The following is a 19,646-nucleotide window of genomic DNA, read 5'->3' as shown; positions in this document are numbered from 1 at the left end:
TAATATAAATATAAATAATATATAAAAAGGATGAATCAAATATGAGAAGAAGATTTATATCAAAAGTGATTAAAATAATAGTTTTAATATTAATAGTTTCTTTTATTATTATTGAAGGACTTATTATAATCCATGGGCAAGAAGATAAGAAATATGATGCTGAATATTTAGTAGTTTTAGGATCAGGTCTTTGGGGTGATGTTTTATCTCCTACATTATTAGATCGTATGAATAAATCTTTAGAGTTTATAAAAAATAATCCTGATACTAAAATAATTGTTTCTGGAGGTCAGGGTAGGGGAGAAAATATGCCTGAATCTCAAGCTATGAGAGACTACTTAGTTTTAAATGGAGTAGATGAAAATAAAATTATACAGGAAGATAAATCTACAAGTACAATTGAAAATCTAAAATTCACAAAACAAATTCTTGAAAATTTGGATGGTAAAAACAATCATAAAATTATGATTGTTACAAATGAATTTCATTTATTCAGATCTAAGTTTATAGCTAAGAGATTAGGGTTTATCGCTTACGGTATGCCATCTAAAACAATCACTCATATAGCTCCTAAGTATTTTATACGAGAGTATTTTGCAGTGATAAAATCATTCATTTTTGATAGATAAAAATGCTCGTCAATGAGACCTTAAATGTTTGATATATTCCCTATTTAACATAATATTAACATATGACATGATAAATAATCCTTTTATATTAAATAAAACATTGTTATAATAGGATATATTGATAATAAAAAAATAATATATAACGATAATAGCAAACTTACCTAAAGGTAAGGACGCAAAGACATGGGTCTAAGGGATATAAATCCTATGATTGCCAGTTTGCCGAAAAATAAAAAATAAAACTTATTTTAATAAGTTTTATTTTGTGTATTAAATAAATCTAAAAACAGATAATTGTTTAGTACTAAAATGTATAACATAAAAAATGTTAAGGCAAAAGATGTCTATGTTCTATAGACATCTTTTTTATTTTTATAGATTTCTAATAGTATTAGAATACTATATCAAATTATAGTCAGGGAGGACTGCGTGTATGAAATTAATTTTTTTATCAGACAAATACATTGGAAGTGAGTTGGCAAAACCTGTTTATAATAAAAATGGGCATGTTGTATTAAACAAAGGAGGAAAACTATCAAATTTTTCCATAAAAAAACTAAATGAACTTGGTATTTATAGTGCTTATGTTGAAGAAGAAGGAACTGAAGATATTATAGTAGAAGATGTTATTGATGTAAATACTCAATTAAAATGTATAATGCTTTTAGAAGATGCATTTAATTCAATAAAAAAAAATGGATATTTTGATGAATCAAAGATAACAAATTTACTCAAAGAAATTTTACAAAATTTATCTATTTCAGAAAATACACTTTCAGTTTCTAACGGAGTAAGAAATATAGAAAATAGTATATATGTTCATAGTTTAAATGTTGCCATTCTTTCTGCTATTATAGGTATAAATTCGAACTATAATTATGAAAAAATGTATAATCTAACATTGGGTGCATTTTTACATGATATAGGATACGCTTTAACTGATGATGAACAACATACAGTTAAAGGAATAGATATTTTAAGAAATACTAAAGGAATCAACGTTACTTCTTATATAATAGCACTTCAACACCATGAAAGGGTTGATGGGTTAGGATATCCAAATCAACAAAATGGAAATGATATATATGAGTTTTCAAAAATAGTTGCAATATGTAGTGAATATGATAATTTAATCTCAAAAAAAGGATTACAGCCTTTTGAAGCTTTTGAAGAAATTATAGGAAAATCATCTACTTACTTTGATGTAAATATAGTTAACATTTTTAAAAAAAGTATATATATATACCCAACAGGTATGGAAGTTAAGCTTAGTAATGGAGATATAGGTGTAGTATGTCATCAGAATAAATATATGCCAATGAGACCTATTGTTAAGACAAAAAATAAATATTATAATCTTTTAGAAGAATTAACTTTATTTATAGATAATAACTAAAATCATTTTGTATTAAAAAAATACCCTGCAGGGTATTTTTTTAATACAAAATCCTAAATGAATTTATATACTATATATTTTTTTATAAACTAAACTTTTTAACTACTTGATCTAATGTATCGGCTACATTTTTTAAATCGTTAGCATTACTTGATATATCTTGGATTATATTGCTTTGTTCCTCCATAGAACATAAAACCATTTGAGTCGATGCGCTTGATTGTTGTGTTATGGCTGATATTCCTTCTATTGAGACTACAACTTCATCCTTATCTTTATTCACAAGATTTATATTTTGAATCAGGCTGTCTATATTCTGTGCCATATTCTCGATAGTTGTATCTATACTTTCAAATGACTTTTCAGATTCTTGCATAGATTCAATCGCTTCTTTATTTATGTCCTGACCTTTACCAATATTTATCTTTACTTCATCTACTTGCTTTTGAATTTCTTCTATCATATCACTTATTCTTTTTGTAGATAATCCTGTTTGTTCTGCTAGTTTTCTTATTTGTTCTGCTACAACCGCAAATCCTCTTCCAGCCTCTCCAGCTCTTGCTGATTCTATAGCTGCATTTAAAGCTAGAAGATTTGTTTGTTCTGCTATATCTTCAATAGTACCTACTATCTGTCCAATTGAATTTGATTTATCTTTAAGAATATCTACATTTTGAGCTACCTCATCATTAGCTTTTGTTGTTTGTTCAAACTTATCTACCAATATTCTCATATTCTTTATTCCCTCAGCATTTGCCTTCCTTGACTTATCAGTATCTTTTTTAACTTTTTGTGAAGCATCTACTGATGCATTAATTTCATTTGCAAGTTTTTGAAGATTTGTTACACTCATTTGAGCTTCCTCTGCCTGATCACATGATCCAGAAGCTAATTCTTCTATAGCCCTATTGACGCTTTCTATCCCGCCCACTATTTCATTAGTAGAATTTGATATTCCATATGAACGTTTTAGAAGTTCACTTGAATTTTCTTGTATCATCCCAACAATTCCTCTAAGTTCTTTTCTCAAATTAGCAACTGCTTTAGATATAATGCCTGTTTCATCCTTATATTCAAGTATTTTTTCAAAGTTTTTATCATAGGCTAAGTCTAGATTAGCTGTTTTATTAACAATATCTGTTATTACTAAAATAGGATTAGTTATCTTTTTGGAAAAGTATAAAGATAAAATGACCCCTATTGCCAATACTAATAAAGATAGTCCTATAGTAACTTTGACACTATTTTCAATCTGCTTTTGTAAAAGATTTTTTTTGTGTGCAATGAATTCGTCTATATCATCTGTATAATTTCCTGTTCCAATTACCCATTCAAATTGTTCAAAAGATCTACTGTAAGCACGTTTTGGAGACGAAGTTTCTTCCCCTTGTTTAGGAAAAAAATAATCTGTATATTCTCCTCCTTCTTTTAATCCATTAGCTATAATTTCTTTTACTATGTACTTTCCCTTTGTATCTTGCAGATTCATTCTATTCGTTCCCTCGACATCTTTCCCAAGAAGAACAACATTTTCTCCATCATATGTATCAATCCAAAAATATCCTTCTTCTCCATACCTAATATCTCTAACTAAATCAGCACCTTGTTTTTTAGCTTCTTCTAATGTAATTTCCCCTGTTTCATATTTGCTATATATACTGCCTAACATAAATATCACACTATCAACCTGTTGTTTAATCATTGTGTCATAATCTTCTCTAGCTGATGTTTCAACTAATTTCATCATATTGTCATTTGCTTTTTTCATTGAGTATATATTACTTCCGCCTATAAACAATGCTGTAATCATAGATGTAAAAATTGTCAATAATATTATTTTATTGCTTATCTTTTTCATAAGTAATTCCCCTTTCAACTGTCTTAATTAAGATATCGGATACTTTTTTATTTTTTTTATAAATAGTAAACGGAAAATAACAGGCAAAATATACAATAATAGTTTACCTGTTATCCATTATAAAGTTCTATATTTAATTTCTTACTGTATTTCTTACTATAATTTTAATCAACCTTACTAACTCTTCTAACTCTCCCCTTAATAGGTCTTCCCTGAAGAGCGTTATAAACCATTTCACCTTTTCCATTCAATATTTCTACAAAAGTAGATACATCTATTATATTTATAATCCCTATATCAGCAGCAGTCATTCCTTCTATATTGCAAAGAGTTCCAACTACATCTACAGGGCGCATCTTAGTTTTCTTACCTGCATTTATATGAAGCTTCATAATTCCTTCACTTACTTTTTCACTCTTTAGTGGGCCAATATCTAATTTTGTACTATTTTTTTCATTAAAATCATCTCTAGATTTATCTACTGTAAGTTTATCTGGATGTTCTTTAGATTCTATTTCCTTATTTATATACTTTTGTATAACATCTATAAATTTCATATCATCTTCTGTTACGAAAGTAATAGACTTACCCGATTTGCTTGCACGAGCAGTTCTTCCTATTCTGTGAACATAATCTTCTTTATCCTCAGGTGTATCATAATTTATAACATGAGTTATTCCATCTATATCAATACCTCTAGCCGCAACGTCTGTAGCTATTAAATGTCTAAATTTACCTTTTCTAAAATCATCCATAACCTTGGTTCTATCTTGTTGCTCCATTCCACCATGAATTTTGCTACAAGATTTTATCCAACCAGATAGATTATCATAAAGCTCATCAACCATTTTTTTTGTGTTGCAAAATATCATGCATCTATCTGGATTTTCAACTACTAAGATATTCTTTAAAAATTCGAACTTATTTTCTTCATTTATAAAATATTTTTCTTGATTTATTTTATCAACAGTTAGATTTTGAGCTTCAATTTCTATCTGCTCATAATCCTTCATATATGATTTACACAGGTTTTGTATATCTTTAGGCATAGTTGCAGAAAGTAGCATAGTTATTCTATTCTTAGGAAGTTTTTCTATTATAGCTTCAATCTGCTCTATAAATCCCATATTTAACATTTCATCAGCTTCGTCTATAACTAAATATTTAATCATAGATAAATCTATAGTTCCTCTTTCCATATGATCTATCAATCTTCCCGGAGTTCCTACTACTATATGAGTCTTTTGTTTAAGCTCTTTTTGCTGTCTTCTAAATGAAAATTGTCCATATACTTCAGATACCTTAAGTCTTTTGAATCTACCTATATTAAAGAACTCTTCTCTTACTTGAATTGCAAGTTCTCTTGTTGGAGTAATAATTAAAGCCTGTGGCTTATTCTCATCCCAATCAACCTTATCACATATAGGTATTGCAAACGATGCTGTTTTTCCACTTCCCGTTTGAGATTTAACTACAACATCTCTTCCTTTAAGTGCTAGTGGAATTACTTTTTCTTGAACTGGTGTAGGTGATGTATAGTTTAATCTATCTATAGCTTTTAATATTTCATCGCTTAAATTATAATCTTTAAAATTTAACATAATTATATAATCCTCTTTTCATGTTTATTTTATCCATAAGTATTAATATAACATAAAAATAAGTGCCATGGCTAATTTTATAGTCCACAGCACTTACTATCAGACAACTTTTTCTTCAAGTATATAACATTCACCACACAACTTAAATTTTTGATTCACATATTGCAAAGCTTCTCTTCCTTTTTTATTATCTATTATACAAGATATCTTTATTTCTGATGTACTTATCATCTGTATATTAACTCCTAACTCATAAAGACTTTTAAAGAAAATAGATGCAACATTAGAATTCCCAGCTATCCCAGTTCCTACTATTGATATTTTTGAAACAGATTTATCTATAACTAGATCTTTAGCATTAATTTTGTTTTTTAGTTCACTTGATATAGTTTGAACATCTTTCAAATCCTCAGTCTTTACCGTAAAAGAAATATCATTTATGTTTTCTCTATTTATATTTTGTATTATCATATCAACCTGTATATTGTTATTTGATAACTCATTAAATAATTTATATGAGATTCCTGGCTCATCTGGAACTTCAAGTATAGAAACCTTAGCTATACTTTCATCTAAAGAAACTCCTCTTATCAATACCTTCTCCACATTATTCGCCTCCATAATCTCTGTGCCTTTACATTTATTATTAAAGCTAGATTTCACTACAAGGGGTATTCTATATTTTCTAGCAAGTTCTACACATCTAGGATGAAGAACTTTAGCTCCTAAACTTGCAAGCTCTAACATTTCATCGTATGAAATTCTATCAAGAAGTTTTGCTCCTTTTATAATTCTTGGATCTGATGTATATACTCCATCTACATCAGTATAAATCTCACATTTACTTGCATTTAATACAGATGCTAATGCAACTGCTGTAGTATCTGATCCACCTCTCCCCAATGTAGTTATATCATTGCTTTGTGATACTCCCTGAAACCCTGCAACTATTACTATTTTCCCTTGTTCTAATTCTTTCTTTATTCGTGTACTATCGATATCCATAATTCTTGCTTTCTTGTGCTTGTCGTCAGTTAATATTTTGCATTGATATCCATTTAATGATACTACCTCTTCATTCAGTTCTTGAATAGCCATGGCAAGAAGTGATATTGACATTTGCTCACCAGTTGATAAAAGCATATCCATTTCCCTACTTGATGGGTTTTTATTTACATTCATAGCTTTTTCAATCAATTCATTAGTAGTATTCCCCATAGCCGATACTACTACAACAACTTTGTTATTGCTATATTTTGCTTTTACAACCTGCTTTGCAACATTCTTTATTCTATCTATTGACCCTACAGAGCTTCCTCCATACTTTTGAACAATTATATTTTCCATACTATTCCCCCATTTATTACATCATTTTGCCTCATATTTTAAATTTATAATATCTTCTTCAATTCTCATATAGCAATATTCTTCTTTAAGCATATTTAACTTACTTATAAACTGCTCTATTCTATCAGCTCTTACAACATCAGTTATAACTATTAAATTTTCATTCATACTAAGTATTTCATATTTTAGTTTATCCAAATCCATCAATTTCAAAACTTTTGACATATCACTCTTATTATCAGGACTTACCCTTATATAATATCTTCCTTCAAATAAATCTATACCTGTAGATATTAAATTTCCATTTTGTACAAAATCATCTCTTTTGTATTGATCAGTCACAATATCAAATATATCTGAAACCACTGCATTTGCAGTAGGATTTTTACCTGCTCCTTGACCGTAAAACTGCAACTCACCAATAACATCTCCTGTAATAGATACTATATTAAATGCATCTTTAACAGTTGTAAAAGTAGAACTTTCATTTAAAAGCACAGGCTCAACGCTTGCAGAGTAGTTGTTACCATTAGAAATTGCACTTCCAACTAACTTTGATACAAGCCCTAACTTCTTAAACATATTGATATCATCTTTACTTATAGAGCTTATACCCCTACACATAATACTATCTACGTCTGTTTTATTGTTAAATGCTATAGAGGATAATATAGCAAGCTTTCTTTTAACATCATACCCTTCAATATCATCAGTAGGGTCAGCCTCTGCATAACCTAATTTTTTAGCCATATCCAAAGCCTCATTAAAGCTTAGATTTTCATCACACATCTTTGTCAAAATAAAATTTGTAGTTCCATTTAGTATTCCTCTAACATTGCTTATATTGTTAATTCTAGCACTCTGCTTTAAAGGCTTTATAATTGGTATTCCCCCCCCAACACTTGCCTCGAATAAAAATCCTTTATTGTACTTATTAGAAAGTTGTAAGAAAGTATCTATATATTTTGAAACAACAGCTTTATTTGCAGTTACAACATGTTTATTGTTTTTAAATGCAAGACATATATATTTATAAGCATCATCTATTCCTCCCATAACTTCAACAACAATGTCAATTTCAGGATTCTCTAATATATCCAATGGATTTTTTGTGAATATATCCTTAGGGGCATCTACATTCCTATTTTTATTCATATCTCTAACTAATATTTTACTAACCTGAATCTCTTTATTCAAAAGTCTTCTTAAATTATTTTCAGTATTATTTATAATTTCGTATACTCCTGTTCCAACTGTCCCAAAACCTAAAAGCCCTATTTTTATCATTTCAATACCCCTTTCTTGAATCAAATTTCTGTTTTTTTGTCTTTCTATAAAAGACATTTGTATTTATATAAAATACATTATATCACAGTTTTTTTGATTTTCAATACTTTTTTTGTTTGAACCTTGTTGATTTATTATAAAATTTATTTTTCTGCATTAAAAAAGGACTTTTCAGTCCTTTTAGTTTTAATAAGATTTATTTTTTCCTTCATTTACAACTGTATTTATATCCATCAAAGTAGTATCAATGTCTAAAGTGTATTTAAATGTATTATTTTTATGTTTTTGATGTATACTTTTTTGTATTTTTAATTTTTTAGCTTTTTTAGTCATTAAAAAACCTCCCTTCTGTCTATTATATTTAATTTGCCCAAGACAGAAGGAATGTAAATAGTAAATTTATGGTTATACATATAAATTAATATACTACATCCAAATTTTTAATATATACCAAAATTTTATGAATATATTCTCCATTAATAATCTTAAAGCTTTTTTTCAATGCCTATATCTGAGTTATTTAATGATTCTATAAAAATTTGCTAAAAAAAATGGCCACTTAGAAAAAATAGCCATTTTTTTAATAAAATTATAATACAAATCTCGAATTTTATATTTTATGCAGTTCGTTCTTTTTAAACTAATTCTTTATTTTCAAGTTCTTCATCTTCAAGCAATTTTACTAACTTTTTATCAAAAGAGAATAAAAGTATTGCACATACGAATAAAATTATTGGAATCGCAGTATATGCTTGTATTACAGAGAATTTTGAAGTCAATGCATATAGGTATCCATATGATTTTCCAGCTAAGAATGTAGCAAAAGTCCAAACACCAAGTAAAACAGAATACATTTTATTTGGTGCATATTTAGTTACAAAAGAGTTCCCAAGTGGTGAGAATAGCATTTCTCCTATACTTAGAAGCAATCCAAATGCAACAAGGTAAACAAGACCTGCTTTAGATGTAGCATCTGCACCAACACCTCTTGAAAATTCTGCAAGTACTAGCATTAAGAAAGCTGTACCAAGGAAACCAAGACCTAATGCTAATTTTTTAAATAAACTTAAATCCCCTTGAGGTCTCTTCGATAATTTAAACCAAAGTGCACCAAGTACTGGTCCAAGAGCAATACATGCAAATGAATTTAGTGAGTCAAACCATAAAAGCGGAACTTCAAATCCATTCACAACCATATCTATAAACTGATCACCATAATCGTAAGCAGCTAAATAAGTTAAATACCAAAATACCCAAAATACTACTGAAAACATAGATACAAGTACAATAGCAAAAACTTTCTTCTTTTCAGATTTTGTTAATGGTTTAACTTCAGTTTCCTCTTTAACTTCCGTATTCTTTCCAGCTTTAAATGGTTTTTTTCCTATTTCTCCAAGGAATCTTGTACCAAATAAAAACCAAATAGCATTAACTACACAAATAGCACTACAGATTTGGAAAACAGGTCTAAAGCCTAAAACATCACCTTGTTTAAAAGTTGTCATATAAAGAGCTCCTAGAACTGTAGTACCTATAAAAGCACCAATATTAACAAATGAGTATTGTGTTGAAAAGGCTGAGTCTAGTTGCTTTTTATCCGTAAATAAAGATCCAGTAAGTGCAGACACGTTACCCTTAAAAAGACCAGTACCTATAGAAACAAGTATTACTAACATATGCATACCAGTAAGATCTGTTGCAGTTGATCCAACATAGTATCCTCCAGCCATTAAAAGTAGTCCTACTGGAACACAATATCTTGCTCCTATATATCTATCAGTAATATATCCTCCGATAAGTGGTGCAAGATAGGTAAATGCAACAAGATTTGATTGTATTAGTGCAGCTTCAACCTTAGTAAGACCTAATCCACCTGTTATTAAAGTATAAGAAATAAAGAAAAACATAATACCTTTGGCAGAATAATACGCCATTCTTTCTAGAACAAATGCCATAGAACAAATATAAAAACCAAAAGGTCTTTTGTTATTTACTGTAATTTCACTCATAATTCTCCTCCTAACATAAATTTTTAAGTTTCACTTATCGGTTTTAGCAATCTTTTTCATGAAATCGACAGCTAAATCGCTATAGCAAACTTGCTTTACCTATTTCTAATACCTACTTCCCCCCTCTTTTTTCTACTTTTAGAATACCCAATTTTATACATACAATTTTTCTACAAAGCAGAAAAAATTGTGCATAACAACATAATTTTAATATAATAATGTGTTACTTTATATAATCGAAATAGCCTCAATATAGTTTATATATCTAATTTATAATTTTTATAATTTTTTTTACTATTTGGAGGCACTTTAATTATAGTTCTCTAGTATATTTCTTTAGCCATTATTTCAAGTTAGGTACAAATAATGTAATACGTCAATATCATACTAAAAATTATCTATCTGTTTTTTGTTTATATGTTTAAATTTATCTATATGTTTAAATTTATCTATATTCTAAATTTACCACGTTTGGATAACGTTTTCAATGATTATTGTTAAATTTTTCATACTTTTGAATTTTCTAATTCAAATTAAGTTAATTTTACTTAAATTTAATTAGTATTTTTACAATAAATTTTCAATACAAAAATTTAAAAGCATGTTTGCCTATATGTAATTTTTTAGTTGGAAATGTTTATAAGGTATTATAATTTTTAAACATGAGAAAATAATAGTACATTGAATTTAAGGAGGTTTTATAATGAAACAATTTGAAAAAGATCATAATGTAAATACAAATAAAAGCGAGCATTTAGGTTTAGAAAATGCCCGTAGAATAGATGAGCTTGTAGATTTGGTTGAAAAGCATACAAGAACAGAGCGTCATCTTGAGCAGCATTCCGACATTTCTTCTCCTGAACAAATTGAGCATTCTAAAGAAGTTCAACGCGAAAGAGAACACCAAATGAAAAATTTAAAAAACATAATAGCATATGGTCAACATGAAAGTGATAATGATCTTGAAAATTTAGAAAAAAATTATCATTACTCTCAGGGATATTTATCTCATAATCAAGAGAATATGAGTGAGCAAGATGTTGAAAGAGCAATGGAAAAACAAGAACATCGTAAAGACCAAATGAAATTCTTAAAATAAAAAAACAAAATATAAATGTCTCATATTAAAATATGAGACATTTATATTTTTTCTTCATTTTCTAGATAATACTGTATATTTATACATATACTTTTGTTACAGATGAAGATCCACTTAAATAAAGCATATGCGAGTAATACATATGAAAATCAAGAATATCTCCTAATTGTATCTCTTGTTTGCAATTTTCGACATCGACAATCAAATGATCACTACTACTCCCTATAATCTCAACGCCTTGTTTTTGTGGTATTAATTTATCATGAGAAGCAAAATCTTGTTTGCCAACAGCTAATATAGCTCTCTTGCGTATTCCTCTATCAATAATATCAGGTTTATTCCCAAATGCATCAATAAACATCTCTCCAATCGGATATGAAGGCTTATCTTTTATTTCTACAACCTGAGCTTTCAAAACAAATGTATCTTGATTCATTTTATCAATATCATAGCCCCAATAATCTTTTAAGTCTCTAGCTAAAATTATTCCTTCCCCTATTCTTAAATTATTTATTTTATTTGGCATTTTACCATCAATTATTAAAGGAATTGATGTTGTTGCCCCTCCAGATACAATATCCAGCTTTCTATCTATATTTTTTTCTATTTTTTCAGCAATATCACATAGTTTTCCAAGATTTTCCTTTGTAGGCATAATAGATCCATAGCATCCTAAATTTGTACCTATTCCATATAGCTGCACATTTTCAAGCTTATTTTCAACGTGCATAGCTAATTCAATAAACTCTTTTTCATCAATTATGCCTTCTCTAATATCTCCAAGATCAAACATAAGTACTACCTTATGATTGTTATTCTGAGATTTACATTCATATTCTATACGATTTAGTGTTTCTAATTCTGAATTTAAGCTAATATCTACATACTTAACTAATTCTTCTATTTCACTAAACATAGGAATACGTATTAACATAAATGGTACATTTATACCATGTTCTTTTAATTTAATTATTTGCTCAATTCTTGAATGTGCTATATATTTACATCCGGCATTCACAAATTGTTCAACAACTTTAGGCAGACCATTGAAACCTTTAGCCACACTAGCAATACTAATACCCCTAGAATCACATAAATCAACCATATATTTAGTGTTTTGATATATTTTATTTAAATCAATTTCTAATATCGGATATTTTTGGTTTATTCCACTATTTTTAGACATACTAAATCCCTCCCCTTACAACACTGTATTATGTATCAATATGTATTGAATTTATTATATATTTTATATGTTAAAAAATCTTTATTATTTTAATATTATTATAAAAAATTCAAAATATGATTTAATAGTTAAATTCAAAATCTATATTAAAAAAATTATTACTTTTTGTAATGAAAAATAAAGTGTATAAACTTACAGTTACACACTTTATTTTTCATTACAAATTTTTTTTTCTATCCATTCCATTTTAAGATTAAATTCCTAGCTGCTCTTGCCTCATCAATTCTTCTTACAGGTGTATTATATGGGGATCCCTTTAATATGTCAGGATTTTCTTTAGCTTCATTTGCAATTTTTATCATAGTTTGAATAAATTCATCCATAGTCTCTAGACTTTCAGTCTCTGTTGGCTCAATCATTATAGCTTCATTAACTATAAGTGGAAAATATATAGTTGGTGGATGATATCCATAGTCTAATAAGCTCTTAGCTATATCAAGAGTTGATACTTGTAGATTATCTTTTATACCTCCTAATACAAATTCATGCTTGCACAATTGATTTATTGGTAAATAATAATCTTCTTTCAATTTATTCATCATGTAATTTGCATTTAATACCGCCGTCTCACTAACCTCTTTTATACCGTTTTTACCCATGGCTAATATATAAGTATAAGCCCTCAAGATAACTCCATAATTCCCATAAAATCCTTTTATTTTCCCTATAGACTCTGGTCTATCATAATCTAATATATATTTGTTATCCTTTTTCGTTACTATAGGAACAGGTAAAAATTTAGTTAAATGTTTCTTAACTCCTACAGGACCACTTCCTGGACCACCGCCTCCATGAGGAGTTGAAAATGTCTTATGCAAGTTATAATGCATTACATCAAATCCCATATCTCCAGGTCTTGTAATTCCCATAATTGCATTCATATTAGCACCATCATAGTATAATTGGCCTCCAGCGCTATGAACCAAGTCTGCTATCTCTTTAATATTTATTTCAAATAATCCAAGAGTGCTTGGATTTGTCAACATCAATCCCGCTATTTCATCACTTAAAGCTTCTTTTAATGAATCTATACATACAGAACCTTCTTCGTTTGATTTAATCTCTACTATTTCATAGCCAGCTAAAGCTGCTGTTGCAGGATTTGTTCCATGAGCTGAATCAGGAACTATTATTTTAGTTCTCTTAAAATCATTTCTACTATTATGGTATGCTTTTATTATCATAAGCCCTAATAGCTCCCCATGAGCTCCAGCTGCTGGTTGTAGACTAATCTTATCCATCCCCGATATTTCGGCTAACATATCACCTAGTTCATACATGATTTGTAAAGATCCTTGAACTGTATTCTCAGGTTGATATGGATGAATCATACTTAAGTTTTGCATCCCTGCCACATCTTCATTTATCTTGGGATTATACTTCATAGTGCAAGATCCCAATGGATAAAACCCTGTATCCACTCCATAGTTTTTATTAGATAAATTAGTAAAATGTCTAACTACATCTAACTCGCTTACCTCGGGTAAGTTTAACTCTTCTTCATTTAAAAACTTCTGTGGAATTATATTTGACAAATCATTTTGTGCTACATCATTTTTAGGAAGCTTATATGCACGTTTGCCAGATTTAGATATTTCAAATATTAACTTGTCATAGTTTCTCATCATAACACCTCCAATACACTTGAAAGTCTATCTATTTCACTCTTAGTTCTCTTTTCTGTTACACAAAACATTAAGCTATTTTTGTATTCTTTATAATCTTTATCCAGTTCATATCCACCCAAAATACCTTTTTCTAATAACTTCTCATTTACCTTAGAACTGCCCAAATCACTAGTAACTACAAATTCTTTAAAGAAAGGTCTATTGAATAAAGGCTTAAACTTTCCACTCTTAGTTATTTCATTAAAAGCATACTGAGCTTTTTGAGCAGACTGAGTAGCAACTTCTCTTAATCCCTCTTTCCCTAAAGTAGTCAAATAAATAGTTGCCATTAGCATATTCAAGCCTTGATTTGAACATATATTAGATGTTGCTTTAAATCTTCTAATATGTTGTTCTCTAGCTTGAAGAGTTAAGACAAAAGCTCTCTTCCCATTCGTATCTACAGATTCACCTACTATTCTACCTGGCATTTTTCTAGCAAGCTTTGACTTAACAGCCATAAATCCCAAATAGGGCCCTCCAAAATTCAAATCGTTTCCAAGTGATTGAGCTTCTCCCACTGCAATATCCGCGCCTTGTTTACCTGGACTCTTTAATATACCTAAAGATATTGGATCTACACAAGTTATTAGTAGTCCCTTATTCTCATGTATTAGTTCTCTTGCTTCAGAGTAATCTTCTATTATCCCAAAAAAATTTGGACTTTGCATTATAAATCCTGCTATTTTTTTACTTACCAAAGACTTTAGATGTTTAATATCTGTAACTCCATCTAACACATTTACTTCAATTACGTCTATATCTCTATAATTCATATAAGTTTTTAGTACTTTTCTTGTCTCAGGATTTACAGTTTTAGATATTAATATAGATTTACGTTTAGTATTCAAACAAGCCATTATTGCTGCTTCTGTACAAGCTGTTGCTCCATCATACATAGAAGCATTAGATACATCCATTCCCATTAGATCACTAATCATAGTTTGATACTCAAATATAGCTTGCAATGTTCCTTGGCTTATCTCAGCTTGATAAGGTGTATACGCAGTTAAAAACTCAGATCTTGAAGTTATATGTTTTATAATTGAAGGTATATAATGATCATATGCCCCTGCTCCTAAAAAACACGTTAAATCTTTTAAGCTCTTATTCTTACTTGCAATATTATTTATATTATCTAATATTTCTATTTCTGACATTCCATCTCTTAAATTAAGTTCTCTACCCAACCTAAGTTCATCTGGAACATCACTAAATAAATCCTCTACAGATTCTACATTTATTTCATTCAACATATATTTTTTATCTGTTTCTGTATTTGAAATATATCTATGCATAGCTTGCCTCCTTCATACTTTTACATAAATTGTATCTTAATGAGTCTCATTTTTGTTTTTACAAAAATCACTATACTCTTCATAATTCATTAAAGTATCTAATTCTGACAAATCACTTATTTTCACTTTTAGTATCCAGTTCTCATATGGACTATTATTTAGAAGTTCTGGAGAGTCTTCTAACTCTTCATTTATCTGTATAACAGTGCCCGAAACCGGCATATAAGAATCTGATGCAGCCTTAACCGATTCAATAACACCAAATGCCTCTCCAGCATCCAGTTCATCGTCAATCTCAGGCATCTCAACATAAACTATTTCTCCTAAGGCATCTTGAGCATAATCTGTTATCCCTATACAGACTTCTTCTCCCTGTACCTTAATCCACTCATGATCCTTTGAATAATAAAGTCCTTCTACTATTTTCATAATAAATTCCCCCTTAATATTTTTATAATCTTATGAACATATATATAATAAATCTATTCATACAATTTGTTAAACTCGATAAGGCTGTTGTTTCTTATAGCTCTTAGTATAGAATCTCTTGCTTACCACTTGAGCATTTAAAAACTTTTTTCTAACCTTTATTTCAATAATCGTACCTAATTTTGAATACTCTACAGGAACTATTGCAAACCCTATATTTTTCTTAACTGTAGGAGAAGCATATCCAGTAGTCACAAAGCCTATTTGTTTTCCATGTGCCCATACTTCATACCCATGTCTAGGTATTCCCTTATCTATCATTTCAAAACCTACTATTTTTCTTTTCAATCCATCTGTATACTGTTTAACTAAAGCCTCTTTTCCTATAAAATCATCTTTTTCTAATTTTACAAAAAACTCAAATCCTGCCTCTAATGGGCTTATATCCTTAGATAGTTCATTCCCATAAAGAGGTAATGCAACTTCAAATCTTAAAGTATCTCTAGCTCCTAGACCTACAGGCTTTAATCCTAACTTTTTTCCAACTTCCATGAGTTTTTCCCATACATATTCTACTTTAGTGTTTTCTAAATAAATTTCAAAACCATCCTCTCCTGTATATCCTGTTCTTGAAACCAAACAACTAACCCCAGCTATATTTACATTCCTCTTAAAATAGAAAAAATTTATTTCCCCTAAGTCTATATCTGTTAGTTTTTGTAATATTGTTTGAGCATTAGGACCTTGTATTGCTAATTGAGATATCTTATCAGAAATATTCAAAATATCTATATTATATTTTTCTGAATTTTTATTCATCCATTCAAAATCCTTATCTATATTACCAGCATTTATCACAAGAAAAAAATGTTCTTCATCAAATCTATACACTAATAAATCATCTACTACTCCACCAGTCTCATAACACATAAATGTGTATAACACCTGATTGTCTTCAAGAGCAGATATATCATTTGTAACTAAGTTCTGTACAAATTTAAAAGCATCTATACCCGTAACTTCTACCTCACCCATATGAGATACGTCAAATAATCCCGCCTTATTTCTGGTAGCTTCATGTTCTAAGGTTATACTCTCATATTGCACTGGAAGTTGCCATCCTGAAAAATCAATTATCTTTCCTCCGTACTTTTCGTGAACATTAAAAAGAGCCGTTTTTTTTGAATTTAGCATACCATTTCCCCCTTGATAATTTGTATATATCAAATATGATTCTGATATTATATGCATAAGTATAGTCTTGCTTTTTTGCATAAATAAAGAGAGATACAAAAGCATGACAAGTTTCAATGCCTTTATATCTCTCTGTCTTTTTTACCTGAGAGATTTTACACAATATAGTGCATTTCCCCTTCGGCGTGGAAGCAATCCAACTTTCCAGAGACCCATCAGATAACGATACTTTTGCCTGAAAGTTTCTATGAAAATTTGGCTTTTTTCATATTGCTCCTTCGGCTATCTTTTAAAGATATCTCGCGCTACCCTCATGTGGATAATCATATTCCAATATTTGTATTTATATTACATCACTTTTCTGAACATTTCAATAATTGTTATCAACTTAACAACTCTAAAATCTATGCTTTTATATAATGTAATTGCCAAAATATATATTCTTTATGTAGATTACCTACAATAACTATATTCTAGGTTATTAAAATTTCATACCTTTCTTGTCTTTATAAAATTTTTTTATATATTTTATAAATCTAATTTTTATTTTTTAATTCAAACTTATAAGTTAGTAGTTTTTTTGACAATTTAAATATCGTTTAAATTATATTTTCGCTTTAACTTGATAATTCTTTTTAAGCTCTCATCAATTCTTTCTATATCAATGTCCCCTCTATTTACAGCTTCTTTTAACCCCTCTAACGCCTCAATTTGCTTTTCTTTAGTATGACATACCAAAATAATATCAGCACCCGCTTTTACAGCTTCAACTGATGCATTTTTGATTTCATAATTTTTTGCAATAGCACCCATTTCCATATCATCTGTAATTATCACTCCATTAAAATTTAGTTCTCTCCTTAAAATATCAGTCAATATTATTTTAGATAAAGTAGCTGGTTTCTTATTTTTATCAATATCAGGTAAAACTATATGAGCTGACATTACTGCATCTGCTCCTTTGCTAATTGCTTCTTTAAAAGGAATTAATTCAAATTTATCAAGCCTTTGTTTATCATGGCTTACAAATGGAAGTCCCATATGAGAGTCTACAGTTGTATCTCCATGACCAGGAAAATGCTTTATAACAGAAATAACATTAGCATCTTGTAATCCTTTCATAGTAGCAGTACCCAATGTCTTAACTATTTCAGAATTTGTCCCAAAGGATCTATCTCCTATAACTGTATTTTTAGGATTACTGTATATATCAATCACTGGTGCAAAATCCATATTAAATCCGAAAGCATCAAGCTCTGTTCCAATTTTTTTACCTATATCATAGGACAAATCTTTATCATTTTCTTTTCCTATTACTTGATTAGATGGGAATTTTGTACTTCCCTTAGGTAGTCTTGTAATTCTTCCTCCTTCTTCATCAACTGATATAAACAAACCTAATTTATTTTTTGAATTTATACTTTTTATATTATTATTTAAATTTAAAAGCTGGTGTGCATTTTTTATGTTCCTTTTAAATAAAATAACCCCTCCCACTTTATAATTTTCTAGCAAATCTATAAAATCCGAATTAACTTCATATCCGTCAAAACCCACTATTATCATTTGCCCTATTTTTTCATCTAACGACAAAGAATCTATAATATTATTTATTTCATTATCTTCTAACTCTTCTTTTATTATCATCTCTTGTTTATATTCTTCAACTTTTTTAACAGTATCTTTCTTTTTTATAGTTACAAAAATTAATATTAGTCCCAGTAATATTGTTGTAACTAAAATAAATATCTTCTTCACTATTGACCTCCTTTTAATACCTAGACAAAAAGACTCAGTTAAACTGAGCCTATTATATATTATATTAAAATCTGTATATTAAAAATCTCTCATTGTTATCACAATTATATAGCTTGTCCATTATAATCTCATCTATTAATGCAAATGATGTATTATTTTCTAAATAATATATATAATCATCCGATGGATAATATAGGATCAATTCTACTATTCTTTCATATTCTTCTACAGATTGTAAAATATTATTTATAATTTTTCTAAATATCTGTATAGAAAATGGATTGAAAAAATAAAATTTATTGTCTATAGGCTTTATATCATACTCCTGGGCAAAACAACATAAGAATTTAATTTCATTTTTATTATTTCTATGTTTCTTCAAATAACTATTTTTATTATTAATAGCTTCTATATATATATCCTCATTCATTTCTATACCTGTAACATTTGACTTGTAAAAGTGATTTATATAAAAAGCAAGTCTTCCCTTACCACATCCAAAGTCAACAATATTATCGTAACTTTTTACTTGATATTGTTGGAATAATATTTCTAATGCAGAATATAAAGTAGCCTCGTATGGATGATAGTGAACCACATTTTTATCCCATTTTTGATGTCCTGTTGTTTTTATATTTAATAAATTTTCATAATATTGTTCTTTCATTTAATTTCCTTTCTTTTCTAAAAATACTTATTAACTATAATAGTGCAGTTTTGCTTGAAATTTTTTACAGTTACATAGCTAACGGAATTCCTATGCAATTTTCAGAGTTTCAAAAATTTTATTAATAGGTTCACCTTTTATTGCAGCATTGTAAATATTAA

At 28.7% G+C, this 19,646-nt stretch carries 16 protein-coding genes and 3 riboswitches; of the genes, 3 read left to right on the top strand and 13 right to left on the bottom strand.

Features of this window, described 5'->3' with window-relative positions:
* Positions 1 to 41 precede the first annotated feature (41 nt).
* Both Tmeso_RS11570 and Tmeso_RS11565 read left to right on the top strand, forming a co-directional pair.
* Positions 42 to 629 (top strand): YdcF family protein, encoded by a 588-nt coding sequence (locus Tmeso_RS11570; protein WP_099191359.1) that lies wholly within the window; start codon positions 42 to 44, stop codon positions 627 to 629.
* Between the two features lie 140 nt (positions 630 to 769).
* Positions 770 to 856, top strand: a riboswitch (cyclic di-GMP riboswitch).
* A 206-nt stretch (positions 857 to 1,062) separates the two neighbouring features.
* A complete protein-coding gene (locus Tmeso_RS11565; RefSeq protein ID WP_099191357.1) occupies positions 1,063 to 2,025 on the top strand; it encodes an HD-GYP domain-containing protein in 963 nt (320 codons plus the stop codon).
* An 82-nt stretch (positions 2,026 to 2,107) separates the two neighbouring features.
* Here Tmeso_RS11565 and Tmeso_RS11560 read toward each other — a convergent pair whose 3' ends face one another.
* From Tmeso_RS11560 to Tmeso_RS11540, 6 genes are all read right to left on the bottom strand, one after another.
* Positions 2,108 to 3,883 (bottom strand): methyl-accepting chemotaxis protein, encoded by a 1,776-nt coding sequence (locus Tmeso_RS11560; protein ID WP_099191355.1) that lies wholly within the window; start codon positions 3,881 to 3,883, stop codon positions 2,108 to 2,110.
* A gap of 164 nt (positions 3,884 to 4,047) precedes the next feature.
* On the bottom strand, positions 4,048 to 5,484 hold the full coding sequence (locus tag Tmeso_RS11555; RefSeq protein WP_187296335.1) for a DEAD/DEAH box helicase: 1,437 nt from the start codon (positions 5,482 to 5,484) through the stop codon (positions 4,048 to 4,050).
* Positions 5,485 to 5,583: 99 nt separating this feature from the next.
* On the bottom strand, positions 5,584 to 6,831 hold the full coding sequence (locus tag Tmeso_RS11550; RefSeq protein WP_099191351.1) for an aspartate kinase: 1,248 nt from the start codon (positions 6,829 to 6,831) through the stop codon (positions 5,584 to 5,586).
* Between the two features lie 21 nt (positions 6,832 to 6,852).
* The gene (locus Tmeso_RS11545; protein ID WP_187296334.1) at positions 6,853 to 8,118 is read right to left on the bottom strand and encodes a homoserine dehydrogenase; all 1,266 of its coding nucleotides are present in this window, start codon (positions 8,116 to 8,118) and stop codon (positions 6,853 to 6,855) included.
* Between the two features lie 186 nt (positions 8,119 to 8,304).
* Positions 8,305 to 8,451: a hypothetical protein gene (locus Tmeso_RS16470; protein WP_187296333.1), complete on the bottom strand. Its 147-nt coding sequence runs from the start codon at positions 8,449 to 8,451 to the stop codon at positions 8,305 to 8,307.
* A gap of 302 nt (positions 8,452 to 8,753) precedes the next feature.
* Positions 8,754 to 10,127, bottom strand: coding sequence for a peptide MFS transporter (locus tag Tmeso_RS11540; RefSeq protein ID WP_099191347.1), 1,374 nt, complete (start codon positions 10,125 to 10,127; stop codon positions 8,754 to 8,756).
* A gap of 703 nt (positions 10,128 to 10,830) precedes the next feature.
* On the opposite strand from Tmeso_RS11540, the gene Tmeso_RS11535 reads away from it, so the two are divergent.
* On the top strand, positions 10,831 to 11,226 hold the full coding sequence (locus tag Tmeso_RS11535; protein WP_099191345.1) for a hypothetical protein: 396 nt from the start codon (positions 10,831 to 10,833) through the stop codon (positions 11,224 to 11,226).
* Between the two features lie 79 nt (positions 11,227 to 11,305).
* Here the strand turns inward: Tmeso_RS11535 and Tmeso_RS11530 are convergent, their stop codons facing one another.
* From Tmeso_RS11530 to Tmeso_RS11500, 7 genes are all read right to left on the bottom strand, one after another.
* Positions 11,306 to 12,412, bottom strand: coding sequence for an alanine/ornithine racemase family PLP-dependent enzyme (locus tag Tmeso_RS11530; protein WP_099191343.1), 1,107 nt, complete (start codon positions 12,410 to 12,412; stop codon positions 11,306 to 11,308).
* 233 nt (positions 12,413 to 12,645) lie between these two features.
* Entirely contained in the window at positions 12,646 to 14,097 is a 1,452-nt protein-coding gene (gcvPB, locus tag Tmeso_RS11525; protein WP_099191341.1) for an aminomethyl-transferring glycine dehydrogenase subunit GcvPB, read from the bottom strand.
* A complete protein-coding gene (gene gcvPA / locus Tmeso_RS11520; protein ID WP_099191339.1) occupies positions 14,097 to 15,437 on the bottom strand; it encodes an aminomethyl-transferring glycine dehydrogenase subunit GcvPA in 1,341 nt (446 codons plus the stop codon). The genes gcvPB and gcvPA overlap by 1 nt, the downstream gene beginning before the upstream one ends.
* 36 nt (positions 15,438 to 15,473) lie before the next feature.
* Positions 15,474 to 15,866: a glycine cleavage system protein GcvH gene (gcvH, locus tag Tmeso_RS11515; protein ID WP_099191337.1), complete on the bottom strand. Its 393-nt coding sequence runs from the start codon at positions 15,864 to 15,866 to the stop codon at positions 15,474 to 15,476.
* A 69-nt stretch (positions 15,867 to 15,935) separates the two neighbouring features.
* Positions 15,936 to 17,060: a glycine cleavage system aminomethyltransferase GcvT gene (gene gcvT / locus Tmeso_RS11510; protein WP_099191335.1), complete on the bottom strand. Its 1,125-nt coding sequence runs from the start codon at positions 17,058 to 17,060 to the stop codon at positions 15,936 to 15,938.
* Between the two features lie 129 nt (positions 17,061 to 17,189).
* A riboswitch (glycine riboswitch) is annotated at positions 17,190 to 17,271 on the bottom strand.
* A 2-nt stretch (positions 17,272 to 17,273) separates the two neighbouring features.
* Positions 17,274 to 17,375: riboswitch (glycine riboswitch) on the bottom strand.
* Positions 17,376 to 17,648: 273 nt separating this feature from the next.
* The gene (gene nagZ, locus Tmeso_RS11505) at positions 17,649 to 18,818 is read right to left on the bottom strand and encodes a beta-N-acetylhexosaminidase (RefSeq protein ID WP_099191333.1); all 1,170 of its coding nucleotides are present in this window, start codon (positions 18,816 to 18,818) and stop codon (positions 17,649 to 17,651) included.
* A 64-nt stretch (positions 18,819 to 18,882) separates the two neighbouring features.
* Positions 18,883 to 19,485: a methyltransferase gene (locus tag Tmeso_RS11500; RefSeq protein ID WP_099191331.1), complete on the bottom strand. Its 603-nt coding sequence runs from the start codon at positions 19,483 to 19,485 to the stop codon at positions 18,883 to 18,885.
* Positions 19,486 to 19,646 lie beyond the last annotated feature (161 nt).

The organism is Tepidibacter mesophilus, from assembly GCF_002724055.1.
Taxonomy (GTDB): Bacteria; Bacillota; Clostridia; order Peptostreptococcales; family Peptostreptococcaceae; genus Tepidibacter_A; species Tepidibacter_A mesophilus.
This window is presented reverse-complemented; position numbering and strand designations above follow the sequence as displayed.